This is a genomic window from Prevotella phocaeensis (assembly GCF_900065875.1).
GTDB lineage: Bacteria > Bacteroidota > Bacteroidia > Bacteroidales > Bacteroidaceae > Prevotella > Prevotella phocaeensis.
The window spans coordinates 158833-174828 of sequence record NZ_LT160625.1 but is presented as its reverse complement, the minus strand read 5'-3'; the positions used below and the strand labels follow the sequence as shown (position 1 = coordinate 174828).

Genomic DNA, 15996 nt, shown 5'->3' with positions numbered 1-15996 from the left:
AGATGGAAATTTAGTACTTTTGCAACGTTTTTATAGAAAATAAATAATAATAAGATATCGAATAAATATGGAATTAGCAAGTAAGTACGATCCGAAAGATGTGGAGTCGAAATGGTACCAATACTGGCTCGACAATAAACTCTTTAGTTCGAAACCCGATAATCGTGAACCTTATACTGTGGTAATACCGCCTCCCAATGTCACAGGAGTGCTGCACATGGGGCACATGCTTAACAATACCATTCAGGATATTCTCGTGCGACGGGCACGTATGGAAGGCAAGAATGCCTGTTGGGTTCCCGGCACTGACCACGCTTCTATTGCCACCGAGGCAAAGGTTGTAAACAAATTGGCTGAACAAGGTATAAAAAAAACAGATATCACACGCGACCAATTTTTGGAACATGCATGGGACTGGACACATGAACATGGCGGTATCATTCTGCAACAATTGCGCAAGTTGGGAGCCAGTTGTGATTGGGATCGTACGGCATTCACTATGGACGAAACGCGCTCCGAAAGCGTCATCAAGGTATTTGTAGACCTTTACAACAAAGGACTTATTTATCGCGGAGTACGCATGGTGAACTGGGATCCGCAGGCCCAAACGGCGTTATCCGATGAAGAGGTGGTTTATAAAGACGAGCACTCTAAACTTTATTACTTGCGCTATAAAGTCGTAGAGGAACCGAATAAATATGCTATTGTGGCCACCACTCGCCCCGAAACCATCATGGGAGACACAGCAATGTGTATCAATCCCGATGATCCGAAGAACACATGGCTCAAAGGCAAACACGTTATTGTACCGCTAGTAGGGCGCGAAATACCCGTCATCGAGGATGATTATGTGGATATAGAGTTCGGTACGGGCTGCTTAAAAGTTACTCCCGCCCACGACATCAACGACCATAACCTTGGTTTGAAGCACGGTCTGGAAACGATAGACATATTCAATGACAACGGTACCCTATCCGAAGCAGCCGGCTTATACGTAGGTATGGACCGCATGGATGTACGAAAACAGATCGCAAAAGACCTGCAAGATGCCGGTTTGATGGAGAAAATAGAGGATTACAATAATAAAGTAGGCTACTCAGAGCGTACCAATGTACCAATAGAACCGAAACTTTCTACGCAATGGTTCCTTAAAATGCAGCATTTTGCAGACATTGCATTACAGCCAGTTATGGATGATAACATCAAATTTTATCCCTCCAAATACAAGAACACCTATCGCCATTGGCTTGAAAACATCAAAGATTGGTGTATCAGCCGGCAGCTCTGGTGGGGACATCGTATCCCTGCATACTACTTCACTATAGCAGGTAAGCGCGAATATGTGGTGGCGGAAACTGCCGAGAAGGCACTTGTAGAGGCGCAAAAAAGAGATGCAACGCTGACAAAGGCCGATCTCGAGCAAGACGAAGACTGCTTAGACACGTGGTTTTCAAGCTGGCTATGGCCGATATCCGTATTCGATGGCATTAATAACCCTAACAACAAAGAAATAAATTACTACTATCCGACGTCTGATCTTGTCACAGGACCGGACATAATCTTCTTCTGGGTAGCCCGTATGATTATGGCCGGATACGAATACCGCGGCCAGATGCCGTTTAAACATGTTTACTTTACCGGTATCGTTCGCGACAAATTAGGGCGCAAGATGTCGAAAAGTCTTGGCAATTCACCCGATCCGCTCATGCTGATCGATAAATACGGCGCCGACGGAGTACGTATGGGAATGATGCTTTCGGCCCCTGCAGGCAACGATATTCTATTCGATGAAAGTCTTTGCGAGCAAGGACGTAACTTCAACAACAAGATTTGGAATGCCTTCCGCCTAATAAAAGGTTGGCAAATCGCCGATAAAGAACAGCCTCACACCAACCGTCTTGCTACACAATGGTTCGAAGCCAAACTGCGTATCACGAACAAAGAACTGAACGATTTGTTCGATAAATACCGTATCAGCGAGGCATTGATGGTTGTTTACCGCCTGTTCTGGGACGAATTCTCCAGTTGGTATCTCGAAATGATCAAACCTGCTTACGGCGATCCTATCGACAAACAAACCTATGAGAATACGCTTCTGTTTTTCGATATTCTACTGAAAATGCTCCATCCTTTCATGCCTTTCATCACTGAGGAATTATGGCAACACACCTATGACCGCAAAAATGGTGAGTCTATCATGCGTGAGAAATTGGAGATTACAACCCCTTCAGAAGCGGAAAACGGCCTTTCAGCCGACATAGAGCTCGTGAAACAGATCGTTAGCAATGTACGTATGGTACGCAATCAGAAGAATATATCGCCGAAAGACAGCCTTGTACTACAGGCCATAGGTACAAACAACTTCGATAGATATAACGATATCATTGCCAAGATGGCCAACCTGAGCAGCACAGAGACCGTGGTCGAAAAGGCTACCGATGCCGCACAGTTCATGATAGGCACCGATGAATTTGCCATCCCTGTAGGCAATCTGATTGATATAGAGGCGGAAATCGCCAAGCAGCAGGCGCAACTCGAGCACTTAGAGAAATTCCTCGAAAGCGTTAAACGTAAACTTTCCAATGAAAAGTTCGTGGCTCATGCGCCCGAAGCAGTAGTGTCTTTGGAGCGTAAGAAGCAGAGCGACTCCGAAGAAAAGATAGCTGCACTGAAGGTATCTATTGCAGAATTGAAGAACAAATAGCAATTCTGCCATCCTTATTCGCAATTTCATTCAACCGTATCGGGTGCAGCCGTAATCCCCATGCAGGCGCATTACGACTGTCACCAATGATACACTACATTACCACACAGTGCCGACGGCAAGATTTCACACATCATTTTCTGCACCTGTTTCCATCTCTTTTAGAAAACAGGCTTATAACTTTTATACATCAAACAAATCAAATATGAAAAAGCTAATCGCCCTATGGGCTATATGTATCATCGTTTTCAGCATTTCATCATGCAGCGACAGCGACGATAATTCTGCAGACAATTACACCAAACAGACCATCCTTGTGTACATGCCTTGGTCGGGTTCCGCCACTTCAAACGGTCTTTACAGTTTTTTCCAGCAAAATCTCGACAGTATAGAAGCCGGCATCATCGCCAACAAAGGGCTCAACGGCTGCCGTGTGTTGGTATTCCTGAGCAACACGGCTTCGAGCTCTAACCTTTACGAAATAAACTACGACAACGGGAAATGTACGCATACACCCATCAAAGAATATTCGGGCAACACCGTTTACACTACTGCCGACGGTATCAAACAGATAGTTTCGGAGACGGCACAATATGCCCCTGCCCTTAATTATGCCATGATCATAGGCTGTCATGGCACAGGTTGGACGCAGAAAGATATTTGGGAAAACTATCCTAACTATGCCAAGAAGTTTCAATTTTACGACCAGCCAACGACATCGTACATGAAAACTCGCTTCTACGGGAGCGTTGATGATATTGCCAATTATGCCACAGATGTGAGCACACTTGCTCAAGGTATCGCAGATACAGGTATCAAGATGCAGTATATACTCTTCGATGATTGCTACATGGCCAATGCAGAAACGGCCTACGAATTGCGAAATGCCACAAATTTCCTTATTGCCTCGACCAGCGAGGTCATAGTCATTGGCATGCCATACAAGTCGATGTGGAGCAGTCTGTGTGCAGGTGTGCCCAATTATACCACGGCTGTATCGCAGTTCAACAACTTTTATAAGAACTATACGGTGCCATGTGGTGCCCTCTCTGTTATAGACTGCCGACAGATGGAGTCGCTTGCCAATGCCATGAAAAAGATAAATGCCAAAAATACTTTCGACGAATCGCTGCGCGACAGTCTACAAGTACTCGACGGATTTCATTCAACTATCTTCTACGACATGGGCGACTATGTGAAACGTCTCGACGGTAAAAGCGCGCAATACAGTACATTCACGACCGTACTTTCGAAAGCTATCCGTGCTACAGCTACCACAGAGCGACTGTATTCCTACCTTTACAACACGCCTATATATATAAATGTGAAGAATTATTCAGGTATCACGATCTCCGATCCTACACAAAATACCACCGCTTTAAAGGGAGTACAAAAAACTTCTTGGTGGAAAGCAACGCACGAATAGACGGCAGGAGTCTCCCTTCTGCCATCTCTACTGAGGCGCTTAGAGCGATAATTTTATCTTCTAAGTGCCCTATGGGAAGCTGATTTGCATGCGGAACAACAACTCTATTCGTATCTTCGAATTGAGACGAAAATACGAATAAAAGATGACGAAGTATGTTGTTGGCACATAATTTTATAACTCTTTCCGTGTAGGCTCCTTACAACCGGCTCAAACAGGCATGTAATTAAAGGGCCTTAGAATAACCATCTAAGGCTTACAAATATACCGTCTGTCTGTAATAGGGTTTACATCTGTAATCCATTAATTCATATCCATACCTACCCCTGCGGTGCACTCGAAAAGCGAATGCACCGCAGGGGTTTTACGTAATCAAAGCACTCAAGCCGTTTACTTTCTATATCTGCAACAAATGCAGAGTTTAAGAAGTGAGCCTATTACATGGAATAAGTGAAGCCGACCGAGAAATATTCCTTAAATTCCCAGTAGCCATGATGGTCGTCTCGGCCACGGCTATCGTCGAAACGTGGAAAAATATAAAGATTACTCGATATGTATTTATTGAATTGAAAGCCTATCGTGTTCTCCCATTCTATCTCCGAACGCTTGTAAGATGTAAATCCATAAAGCCGAGAACGCCAGTTTATCATTGACGACAGTTTGCAATTAAAGTCGATATTCACCTCTGAACCATAATCAGTTTTATGACGATGGCCGGCATCTATGCCGTAACGTCCAGCCAAATCGGGGCGATTCACATATTTATAATTAATGGCCAGCGGCGCCAGATGAATGCTTCCGGTAAGACGGTTCTTAAAGAAATTCATATTATAGTCCATACCGATAGACAGATTAAGGTTCAACGGAGACATAAAATCGGAAAATACAATTGTAGAATTGCTATTATATCCACGCATAAACTGTGTGTATGCAATGAACTGGATGGTATAATACCAGTGCTTGGAAGCCTGAAGTCCGAGCTTACCCGTGTATCTTATCTGGTCGTTATTAGTCTTCAAGGGATGCAAAGAGTCGCTTCTTGCCGTCTGAAAGCCAAGCTTCATTTCTAATTTATTCTCCCACTTCACCTTCTGTTTGTTATTGTAATTGGCCTGCAACGTTACAGAACCCAGCATTGAGAAAGTGCTTTCGCCCCCTTTGTACCAATTTCCGGAGATATAATTCTGTAAGAATTGCAGGTAATAATCGCCGTTGAATTTCCAGAAGTTAGGACGTTTTACCATCAAGTTTATGGGCTCTACAACCGGTTCATCTGGATTTGGCGCCACCTTATCTACTATATTCGGACGCGTGGCGATAGGTGTAGGATCGGAAGATAATAGAGGTCCGATATTATCGAGCATGCTCTGAGAGCCCAAAACGAGGTCTGGTCGATGACAATAAATATACAATAACGCATTATCTACCTGCAAATCGACATCCGATCTGCTGCTTTTATCAGGATCAAGAGCAAACTTTCGCGAGATTATGCCATGATAAAACATGGTTGGAACGAACAGTCTTGCAAACCTGCCATCGGGGTTTTGAAACGATTTATACAACGTATCGGCGCGCATAACCGAATCTAAACGAGCCTTGCTGTAGTGAAGCGAGTCTAAATAATGACGTACGAAACTTGACAAAGAATCGCTACGATGACCGACACTCCTACCCCGATACTGCGCCCGACCGACAAGTACGGCAAACAGGCATAATATCAATACTGAATATCTAAGTTTCATATTCACGTTTTTTATGTGTGCAAAGGTAATAATAAAAATTAGAAGTTGTTTGTATAGTTCGCTTTTTTGTACTAACTTTGCACGTTGTATCATCATATTTATATATAAAAAACATCTTTAATTGTGACAGAAACAAAATATATCTTCGTCACCGGAGGCGTGGTTTCCTCACTTGGAAAAGGAATAATTTCTTCTTCTATCGGCAAACTTTTACAGGCAAGAGGCTACAACATCACCATTCAAAAGTTCGATCCTTATATAAACATCGATCCCGGAACGCTCAACCCATACGAACACGGCGAGTGTTATGTTACGGTAGACGGCATGGAGACCGACCTCGATTTGGGGCATTACGAACGGTTTACCGGTATTCAGACCACTAAAGCCAATTCGCTTACCACCGGCAGAATATATAAATCGGTGATCGACAAAGAGCGCCGGGGCGACTATTTGGGTAAAACCATTCAGGTTATACCGCATATCACCGACGAAATCAAGCGCAATGTAAAACTGTTAGGCAAGAAATATCATTACGATTTCGTTATCACCGAAATTGGCGGAACCGTAGGTGATATCGAGTCGACTCCGTTCCTCGAGGCTATCAGACAGCTGAAATGGGAACTCGGAAAGAGCGCCTTGTGCGTGCATCTTACCTATGTACCTTATTTGAAAGCTGCACAAGAACTGAAAACCAAGCCCACTCAACACAGCGTAAAAGAACTTCAAAGCATCGGAATACAGCCCGATGTACTCGTTTTGCGCACGGAGAAGCATCTCAACGAAGCCATTCTAAAAAAGGTTGCAGGTTTTTGTAACGTCGATTTCGACTGCGTAATCCAGAGCGAAGACTTACCAAGTATCTACGAAGTCCCCGTGAGTATGCAGGCTCAAGGGCTCGACACAGCCATTTTGAAGAAGATGGGAATGGAAATAGGCGAAAAACCTTCGTTAGGTCCGTGGCGTAAATTTCTCGAACGTCGCAACAAAGCTACGGAGGAAGTTAGTATTGGTCTCGTGGGCAAATACGACCTACAAGACGCATATAAGAGCATTCGCGAAAGCCTTTCTCAAGCCGGCACTTATAACGACCGCAAGACCAAACTCGTCTTTATCAACTCTGAAAAGCTGACAGAAGAAAATGTAGCGGAGCAATTGGCAGGACTCAACGGCATTGTAATATGTCCGGGCTTCGGACAAAGGGGCATTGAAGGCAAGATTGTTGCAGCACATTACACTCGTACGCACGACATCCCCACATTCGGCATATGTCTCGGAATGCAAATGATGGTAATAGAATTTGCAAGAAACGTATTGGGATATGCTGATGCCAACAGCCGTGAAATGGACGAAAAGACCGAGCACAACGTGATCGATATCATGGAAGAACAGAAAAATATCACCAATATGGGCGGCACGATGCGCCTTGGTGCTTACGAATGTGTATTGAAACAAGGTTCGCGCGTGTTCGATATATATAAACAAGAACATATACAAGAGCGCCATCGGCACCGCTACGAATTCAACAACTCATATCAAAAAGAATTCGAAAAAGAAGGCATGATGTGCGTTGGACGGAACCCCGAAAGCGATTTGGTGGAGATTGTAGAGATACCAAGTCTTAAATGGTATATCGGTACACAGTTCCATCCGGAATATCAGAGCACAGTTCTGAAACCACATCCGTTGTTCGTTGATTTTATTAAAACTGCAATAGAGAATAAGAAAGTAACTCATGGATAAGAATAATATTATCGGTTTCGTACTGATAGCTGTCGTACTCTTCGGTTATACATGGTGGTCGCAACCTTCTGCCGAAGAACGTGCAGCTACGGTACGAAAAGATTCTGTCGCTGCTGCAGAAAAGGAAAAAGCAGAGATTTTGAAGAAACAAAAGACCTTGCAGATGCAGGCCGAAAGCAAAGAAAAGGAATTAGAAGACACTTCTGCCCTATTTCATGCAGTGCTTCAAGGACAGTCTGAAAAGATTATCTTAAAAAATAATAAGCTCGAACTGACATTTAATTCGAAAGGAGCCACCGTAGAAAAGGCGGTTATCCGTGGTTTCAAAGACCGCAACGGCAATGCAAATGTAACGCTGTTCGATACCGCCGACCAATACATGAACTATACGCTCACGGCCAAAGAAACCAATATTTCTACGGCAGATTTGTTTTTCGTGCCGTCAGACGTTACAGATAGCACTGTTACGTTTACTGCACAGGCAGGCGATGGTAAAAACATAACGCTCGCATACCGTTTGGGCACAGATTATTTGCTAAGCATGAAGATGAGCGTTAATGGCATGGCAGGCCTCTTTGCCCCCAACACCAACACGATGGATGTGGACTGGAAAGACAAATGCAGGCAGCAAGAAAAGGGATTTACCTTTGAAAATCGATACGCTACACTGACCTATCACAACGTGGAGGGCGGCACTGATTATCTGAATGAGACTAAAGAAAACGTCGACGAAACGATTGAAGACAAGATCGATTGGGTAGCTTTCAAGAACCAATTCTTCTCGGCTGTGATGATTGCCAAGAACAACTTCTCGGCAAACTCTATGATGACAAGCATCCCACAAGAGAAAGGCAGCGGTTATCTGAAGCTATACGAAGCCAAGATGAAGACATTTTTCGATCCGTCGGGCAAGATGCCTTCCGAATTCGAGTTCTACTACGGACCGAACGACTTCCGCCTTCTTCAGCGCATAGAGACCGAGAGTACTTTCGGTAAAGACCTGCAGTTGCAGCGCCTTGTGTACCTCGGGTGGCCGTTATTCCGCATCATCAACCGATGGTTTACCATCTATGTCTTCGACTGGCTATCGAAAGTATTCCCGATGGGCGTCGTGCTTATCATGATCACATTGCTGCTTAAGCTCATTACATATCCCATGGTGAAGAAGAGTTATATGAGTTCAGCGAAGATGCGTGTACTGAAACCGAAACTTGATGCGGCCACAGCGCAATTCAATAAGCCCGAAGATCAGATGCAAAAGCAACAGGCCATGATGAGCGAATACGCCAAATACGGCGTGAGTCCGCTATCGGGATGCCTGCCGATGCTGATACAAATGCCGATTTGGATTGCCATGTTCAACTTCGTACCGAACGCTATACAGCTGCGAGGTCAAAGTTTTCTGTGGATAAAAGACCTAAGTACCTATGATCCTATTTGGGAATGGGGCCACAATATATGGCTTATCGGCGATCATCTATCACTGACTTGTATCCTTTTCTGTGTGGCCAACTTGCTCTACAGCTGGATGACGATGCGCCAACAGCGTGACCAGATGGTAGGCACACAGGCCGAACAAATGAAGATGATGCAGTGGATGATGTATCTGATGCCGGTGTTCTTCTTCTTCATGTTCAACGACTATTCCTCCGGTCTTAACTTCTATTACTTCATATCTCTGTTCTTCAGCGCAGCCATCATGTGGGCATTGCGCAAGACGACCAACGATGAAAAGCTGCTGGCCACACTGGAAGCACGTTACAAAGAGAATAAAGACAATCCGCAAAAGATGAGCGGACTTGCGGCACGTCTGCAAGCTATGCAGCAGCAACAGCAGGAAATGCAGCGTAAACGCGAAGAGTTGAACCGCAAACATAAATGATTTTAACTCATAATATATGTACAGAACATTTATTATGGCAACTGCTGTCCTCATGATGGGCGGCAGCCTTGCCAAAGGACAAGGCACAACTGTGAACATTCAAAAGAACAATATTACGCTGCAGAGCGACCTCATGACGCCGGAAGCCTTATGGGCTATGGGAAGAATAAGCGGCGCTTCGGCCTCGCCGGATGGTAAGAAAATCGTTTATCAAGTAGGCTATTACAGCGTAAAAGAGAACAAAGGGCACCAAATTCTTTATGTGTCTGATGCCGACGGAAAGAACAAAAAACAGCTTACGACATCGGCTGAGAACGAGACAGATGCCACATGGATCGGTAACGGAAGTAAGATCGCTTTCCTGCGCGACGGGCAGTTATGGAGCATGAATGCCGACGGTAGCAGTCGTAAACAGCTTACCGATAGCAAAACAGATATCGAAGGATTTAAGTTTTCGCCCGATGGAAAGCATGTAATTCTGATAAAATCCATCCCTTACCACGGCACCATCAAGGCCAATCCCAATGATTTACCGTTGGCAACCGGCAAACTTGTTACCGATATGAACTACCGCCATTGGGATCATTACGTGGAAACAATCGCTCATCCTTTCGTTGCAGAGGTGACAGAGAACGGCATCAGCGACGGTAAGGATATCCTCGACGGCGAACCGTACGAATGTCCGATGGCACCGTTCGGAGGTATCGAGCAACTTTGTTGGAGTCCCGATTCAAAATACATAGCCTACACATGCCGTAAAAAAGAAGGAGTGGGATATGCCATTTCTACCGACTCCGACATCTACCTATATAATATAGACACGCAAGAAACCCGAAATCTCTGTAAACCTGCAGGCTATAAAGAGCCTAATATAGATGCAACAAAGTCTATGAAAGACCAAGCAGTGAACCGACAGGATGGAGATTTCAGCGTTGGATACGACATCAACCCATCTTTCTCGCCCGACGGAAAATACATAGCATGGCAAAGTATGGCACGCGACGGTTATGAAAGCGACCGTAACCGCTTATGCATATTCTCGTTGGCCGATGCTTCCAAGAAATATATAACCGAGAAATTCGACAGCAATGTGGATGTCTATACATGGGCAAACGACTCTCGAACATTGTATTTCACGGGATGTTGGCACGCTACAGTGAACATCTATCAGACCAATCTCGCCGGCGAAGTGAAACAGATGACCGAAGGATGGAACGATTACGGTACTATTCAAATGCTCGGCAATACCGGTAAATTGCTGGCTACACGCCACTCAATGTCGCATCCCGATGATCTTTTCGTCGTTACACCGTCGAAGAAAGAAAAGAAAGCAGTCGTTGTACAGATCACAGATGAGAATAAAAACATCTTCGACCAGCTGGAAATGGGCAAGATACAGGAACGTTGGGTGAAGACAACCGATGGTAAAGACATGCAAGTATGGATCATTTTACCGCCTCATTTCGATGTCTCGAAGAAATATCCTACCCTACTTTATTGCGAAGGCGGGCCACAGAGCCCCGTCAGTCAGTTCTGGAGCTACCGCTGGAATTTCCAAATTATGGCGGCACACGGCTATGTCATCATAGCTCCGAACCGCCGCGGACTGCCCGGTTACGGCTCTGCATGGAACGAAGAGATATCGGGGGATTGGACCGGACAGTGCATGTACGACTATCTTTCGGCCATCGACGACGCTACAACCAACCTTCCGTTTGTAGATAAAGACCGGCTCGGCGCCATCGGAGCATCTTTCGGAGGCTTCAGTGTGTACTATCTTGCCGGAAATCACGATAAACGTTTCAAGTGTTTCATCGCTCACGATGGTGCTTTCAACCTCGAATCAATGTACACAGATACAGAGGAAGTATGGTTCTCCAATTGGGAATACGACGATGCTTACTGGAACAAAGACCAGACAGCCAACGCCGAAAGAACCTATAAGAACAGTCCCCATCGCTTTGTAGACAAATGGGATACGCCGATACTCTGCATTCATGGCGAGAAAGATTACCGCATCAATGCCAATCAGGGCATGGGAGCATTTAATGCAGCTCGCCTGCGCGGTATTCCTGCAGAGCTGCTCATCTTCCCCGATGAGAACCATTGGGTGCTGAAACCACAGAACGGTATCCTTTGGCAACGCACCTTTTTCAATTGGCTCGACCGCTGGTTGAAACAGTAAAAGCAATCAAGAAAACATCATAACTATGTCAGATCAAATTCAACAAAAGCTGAGTGACAGCCGCAGCATGCGCTGGACTGCACTCATATTACTTGCAGGCGCCATGTTTTTTGCCTACATCTTCGTAGACATTCTGTCGCCTCTTCAAGGTTTATTGCAAACACAACGCGGCTGGGATCCCGTAGCCTACGGGCATTATGCGGGCTCCGAACCATTCCTCAATGTGTTCGTTTTCTTCCTCATCTTCGCTGGTATCATCCTCGACAAGATGGGCGTACGCTTCACAGCCGTACTATCGGGCATCGTTATGGTTATAGGAGCAGGTCTCAACTGGTTTGCCGTAACCGATACATTCGAGGCAAGTTCTTTAAAAATCTTTATGGACAGTATACTCAATCTGCCCGATGTATGGTGGAATATTACACCATGGTACGACGGTATGCCTGCTTCTGCCAAGCTCGCGGCTATAGGTTTCATGGTCTTCGGTTGCGGTACCGAGATGGCTGGAATTACCGTTTCGCGCGGCATTGTAAAGTGGTTTACAGGCCATGAGCTTGCACTTGCCATGGGTGTAGAGATGGCCATTGCCCGTCTTGGCGTGGCTGTAGTTGTCGTGGGCTCACCTCTCTTGGCCTCTATCAATCCCGTCAGTGTGTCTCGTCCGGTGGCGGCAGGTCTTTTATTGGTATGTATCGCCCTTATCAGTTTTATTGCCTATGGCTTCATGGACAAGAAACTCGACGCTCAAGGTGCTACCGAAGAAAAAGACGATCCGTTCAAGGTAAGCGACATAGGCAAGATACTTTCATCAAAGATGTTTTGGGTTGTCGCCCTTTTGTGCGTACTATATTACTCGGCAATCTTCCCATTTCAGAAGTATGCCATTAATATGTTGCAGTGCAATCTCGACTTTACGGACAAACAGGCCGGCTACGTGTTTTTCGTATTCCCGCTGGGTGCAGCAGCCATTACTCCCCTCTTGGGCAACTATCTCGACCGTAAAGGTAAGGGAGCCTCTATGCTTATCCTCGGTGCAATCCTCATGATTGCGTGCCATTTGGTATTTGCATTCGTCGTACCTGCTACGCAATCGGTCGTTATCACGCTTGCCGCCATCGTTATTCTGGGCATTTCGTTCTCGCTGGTTCCCGCCGCTTTATGGCCTTCGGTACCCAAACTCATCGATCAGAAACTGCTCGGAAGCGCCTATGCACTGATATTCTGGATCCAAAACATCGGCCTCTATGCTTTCCCGATGATCATCGGAAGTGTGCTTAAAGCTACAAATCCGAATATCACCAACCCTTTGGAATACAACTATACGGTCCCGATGGTGGTATTCGCAAGTCTCGGCGTGCTCGCTTTATTGCTTGGTTTTTATCTGAAAGCCATTGATAAAAAAGGCGGATACGGGCTTGAAGAGCCGAATATCAAAAGTTGATACGGCAAGGCGAATATAGGCATATACGTACCAAAAGTGATATAAAAACCCATTGCACAAAGCATATTACATAGCTTATGCAATGGGTTTTCTGCTTTCATACCCTTCGACATGGCCACTACATATACCGGATAAGGCAAACAAATATATCATGTAAGAGCAATAAACAAGATGTCTATTGGTCATAATCATAGGTTACAAACGTGTTATTTTACGCACGCTAAGCCTATACTTTTCACTATAACGAATGCTCATAATACGATATGAATCATGTATTTGCGACGAAACAGCTAAAGCTGCATGCCCCATTGTCTGCCTGAGATTAAGTTCTACGCACGGATGAAGTAAGAAGCTCCCGTTATGCTCGTCGGCCACAATCATCATATCTACCCCGAACGGTCCTGCATAAACACCCTTGAAACAGGGCGTGAGCGTTTGCATGATACATTCGATCGTACGATCTAAGAGCGCCAAATCGAGATATCGGCCGAACATCTCGCGTTTATCGGCCTCCGAGGCAAGTACATTACCCGTATAAGAACCGTTTACCGTCTTGAATACAGACAGTCCTTCAAACCGTATCTTACCATCAGCATCGGCTGTGAATTCCGCCCCTAAATCTTTCACCTTGCGATAAAGCGGTTCCAACATAACACCTCCTTGATGACGGATAACGTTTCTTATCCAGCCCTGCAAGTGTGTGCGATAACTCTCTTCGGGGTGTTTTTCATCGTGAAGCACATACCTTAAACCCCTTCCACTGCTGCTCCAAGGTGCCTTGAGTACGCATTCGTCGCCACGAGTAGCCTGCCATGCTTCGTCTGCATCCTGTAAATACCGGCTCCGCCCTATCAGTCTGTCATCGTTATTGAGCAATTGCGGCAACAGATTTTCAGCGGCAAAGCGCCGATTACTCAGCATTCTGATGCGAGAAAGTACAACTTCATCGGGCATAAAATGGGCCAAATCGGGATTATAAGCCGTAAGTCTACGGCACAAAGCTGCATCCCATCCCCATGGTAATATTGCCGTATTGGTGTCATCAACCGGTAGAGTTGCCAGCCGATTAGGTGTAATAAAATGTACCCGATGCATCAAATTTCCTATATGTTTCGAAGATGTTTTTGCCGTTTCCACATCATCTACCAATACATAATCGCCATCTTCAGCCCACAGAGCCGGCAGGAAACCAAGATCGGCGCGCAACCTGCATGCAGCATGCGGCGCTGTAAAACGATCAGAACCTATACCTAATGCTATATCATGCTCCGGATTAAATATATGTATCTTCACAGTCTTTCTCTCTTTTCGTATATTCAGGGGTAAAAAGGTGCGAACAAGCGCTATGAAAGTTTACTTTCAAATTACCAAGTGCACCTTAATTTATGCAAAGGTAGCGTAAATCATATAAAGTACAAAACATGATTAACTTTTTAATCTATATCATATTCTGCTAAAATAACTCCATCCACCGAAACAAGAAATATGGAATAGCATTTATGAATAGTATAAAAATATCTAAATAAATTATGAGATTTTGCTATCTACAGTTTGCAATTTAAGAAATAATCATTACCTTTGCAAGTGGTAGACTGTACCTGCACAACAAATAAAAAAACGATTATGCAAGGTAATACAGTTCTTCAAACTGAAGTATCAAAAACAAACGGATATCAAACATGGAGGCTTTCTTTCGCACACACAAGTATCTTGTCGAGCACACCGATGCTCCGGTACGTCGCGTCCTCATGGATGAGATAGACTGGAACGGCCGTATGATCGGTATCAAAGGTACCAGAGGTGTGGGTAAGACCACATTCCTGTTGCAATATGCCAAGGAAAAATTCGATGTCAACGACCGTCGCTGTCTCTACATCAACATGAATAATTTCTACTTTCAGGGACGGGGTATCGCCGATTTTGCAGGCGATTTTGTGGACAGAGGCGGCAGGGTGCTGCTCATAGACCAAGTATTCAAGCAGCCCAACTGGAGTCGCGAGTTGCGGAAATGCTACGATCTTTATCCGGAACTCAACATAGTTTTCACCGGTTCGAGTGTGATGCGATTGAAAGAAGAGAACCCTGAACTCAACGGAATCGTAAGGAGTTACAATCTTACAGGCTTCTCTTTCCGCGAATTTTTGAACCAACAAACGGGCAATAACTTCAAACCTTATACCCTCGAAGAGATACTCACAAACCACGAGAACATCGTAAAACAGATATTACCCAGAGTAAGTCCGACAGAACATTTCCACAATTACCTGCATCATGGGTACTATCCGTTTTTCTTGGAGCACCGCAATTTCTCTGAAAATCTGCTAAAAACGATGAACATGATGACCGAGGTAGACATCCTGCTCATCAAGCAAATAGAACTGAAATACCTCACCAAGATCAAAAAATTGTTTTATCTTCTTGCTGTAGACGGCCCGAAAGCTGCCAATATCAGCCATCTGGCACACGACATACAGACAAGTCGTGCCACGGTTATGAACTATATCAAATATCTGTCGGACGCCCGTCTGATCAACATGATCTATCCGGTCGGGCACGATTTCCCTAAGAAACCTTCCAAGGTGATGATGCATAATTCAAATCTGATGTATGCCATTTATCCCATTAAAGTGGACGAACAAGACGTGATGGAGACTTTCTTTGTCAATTCACTTTGGAAAGATCATTCGGTAAACCAAGGGAGCAAAGAACAATCGTACGTAGTAGACGGAAGATTAAAGTTCCGCATTTGCGACGCTGCAAGCCCGCATAAGATGCGCTACAATCCCGAGATGATCTACGTACGCTATAATACCGAGATTGGTAAAGACAACCGAATGCCCTTGTGGCTGTTAGGTTTCCTCTATTAATACAAAAAA

Annotated in this window: 9 protein-coding genes; 7 read left to right on the top strand and 2 right to left on the bottom strand. The window is 44.9% G+C overall.

Annotation, left to right across the window (positions count from 1 at the left end):
• The first annotated feature begins 67 nt into the window (after positions 1-67).
• Positions 68-2704: a valine--tRNA ligase gene (locus tag BN3912_RS07340; protein WP_023982941.1), complete on the top strand. Its 2637-nt coding sequence runs from the start codon at positions 68-70 to the stop codon at positions 2702-2704.
• Positions 2705-2909: 205 nt separating this feature from the next.
• The gene (locus BN3912_RS07335) at positions 2910-4130 is read left to right on the top strand and encodes a clostripain-related cysteine peptidase (protein WP_023982940.1); all 1221 of its coding nucleotides are present in this window, start codon (positions 2910-2912) and stop codon (positions 4128-4130) included.
• A 437-nt stretch (positions 4131-4567) separates the two neighbouring features.
• Here BN3912_RS07335 and BN3912_RS07330 read toward each other — a convergent pair whose 3' ends face one another.
• On the bottom strand, positions 4568-5872 hold the full coding sequence (locus BN3912_RS07330) for a DUF3078 domain-containing protein (protein WP_036859084.1): 1305 nt from the start codon (positions 5870-5872) through the stop codon (positions 4568-4570).
• A 123-nt stretch (positions 5873-5995) separates the two neighbouring features.
• Between BN3912_RS07330 and BN3912_RS07325 the strand changes: the two genes are divergently transcribed.
• From BN3912_RS07325 to BN3912_RS07310, 4 genes are read left to right on the top strand one after another with little or no spacing between them, the layout of a single operon-like run.
• Positions 5996-7612: a CTP synthase gene (locus BN3912_RS07325; RefSeq protein WP_023982938.1), complete on the top strand. Its 1617-nt coding sequence runs from the start codon at positions 5996-5998 to the stop codon at positions 7610-7612.
• On the top strand, positions 7605-9494 hold the full coding sequence (gene yidC / locus BN3912_RS07320) for a membrane protein insertase YidC (protein ID WP_023982937.1): 1890 nt from the start codon (positions 7605-7607) through the stop codon (positions 9492-9494). Before BN3912_RS07325 ends, yidC begins: the two co-directional genes overlap by 8 nt.
• Before the next feature lie 16 nt (positions 9495-9510).
• A complete protein-coding gene (locus BN3912_RS07315) occupies positions 9511-11679 on the top strand; it encodes a dipeptidyl-peptidase Dpp5 (protein WP_023982936.1) in 2169 nt (722 codons plus the stop codon).
• Between the two features lie 25 nt (positions 11680-11704).
• Positions 11705-13120, top strand: a complete 1416-nt coding sequence (locus tag BN3912_RS07310; protein WP_023982935.1) for an MFS transporter — start codon at positions 11705-11707, stop codon at positions 13118-13120.
• A 195-nt stretch (positions 13121-13315) separates the two neighbouring features.
• Here the strand turns inward: BN3912_RS07310 and BN3912_RS07305 are convergent, their stop codons facing one another.
• Entirely contained in the window at positions 13316-14413 is a 1098-nt protein-coding gene (locus tag BN3912_RS07305) for a hypothetical protein (protein WP_023982934.1), read from the bottom strand.
• Between the two features lie 386 nt (positions 14414-14799).
• On the opposite strand from BN3912_RS07305, the gene BN3912_RS07300 reads away from it, so the two are divergent.
• Positions 14800-15987, top strand: a complete 1188-nt coding sequence (locus tag BN3912_RS07300; RefSeq protein WP_064972292.1) for an ATP-binding protein — start codon at positions 14800-14802, stop codon at positions 15985-15987.
• The last annotated feature ends 9 nt before the right edge of the window (positions 15988-15996 follow it).

Coding starts and splice junctions, on each gene's coding strand:
- BN3912_RS07335 (WP_023982940.1), top strand. CDS start 2,910: ATGAAAAAGCTAATCGCCCTATGGGCTATATGTATCATCGTTTTCAGC.
- BN3912_RS07310 (WP_023982935.1), top strand. CDS start 11,705: ATGTCAGATCAAATTCAACAAAAGCTGAGTGACAGCCGCAGCATGCGC.
- yidC (WP_023982937.1), top strand. CDS start 7,605: ATGGATAAGAATAATATTATCGGTTTCGTACTGATAGCTGTCGTACTC.
- BN3912_RS07330 (WP_036859084.1), bottom strand. CDS start 5,872: ATGAAACTTAGATATTCAGTATTGATATTATGCCTGTTTGCCGTACTT.
- BN3912_RS07300 (WP_064972292.1), top strand. CDS start 14,800: ATGGAGGCTTTCTTTCGCACACACAAGTATCTTGTCGAGCACACCGAT.
- BN3912_RS07315 (WP_023982936.1), top strand. CDS start 9,511: ATGTACAGAACATTTATTATGGCAACTGCTGTCCTCATGATGGGCGGC.
- BN3912_RS07340 (WP_023982941.1), top strand. CDS start 68: ATGGAATTAGCAAGTAAGTACGATCCGAAAGATGTGGAGTCGAAATGG.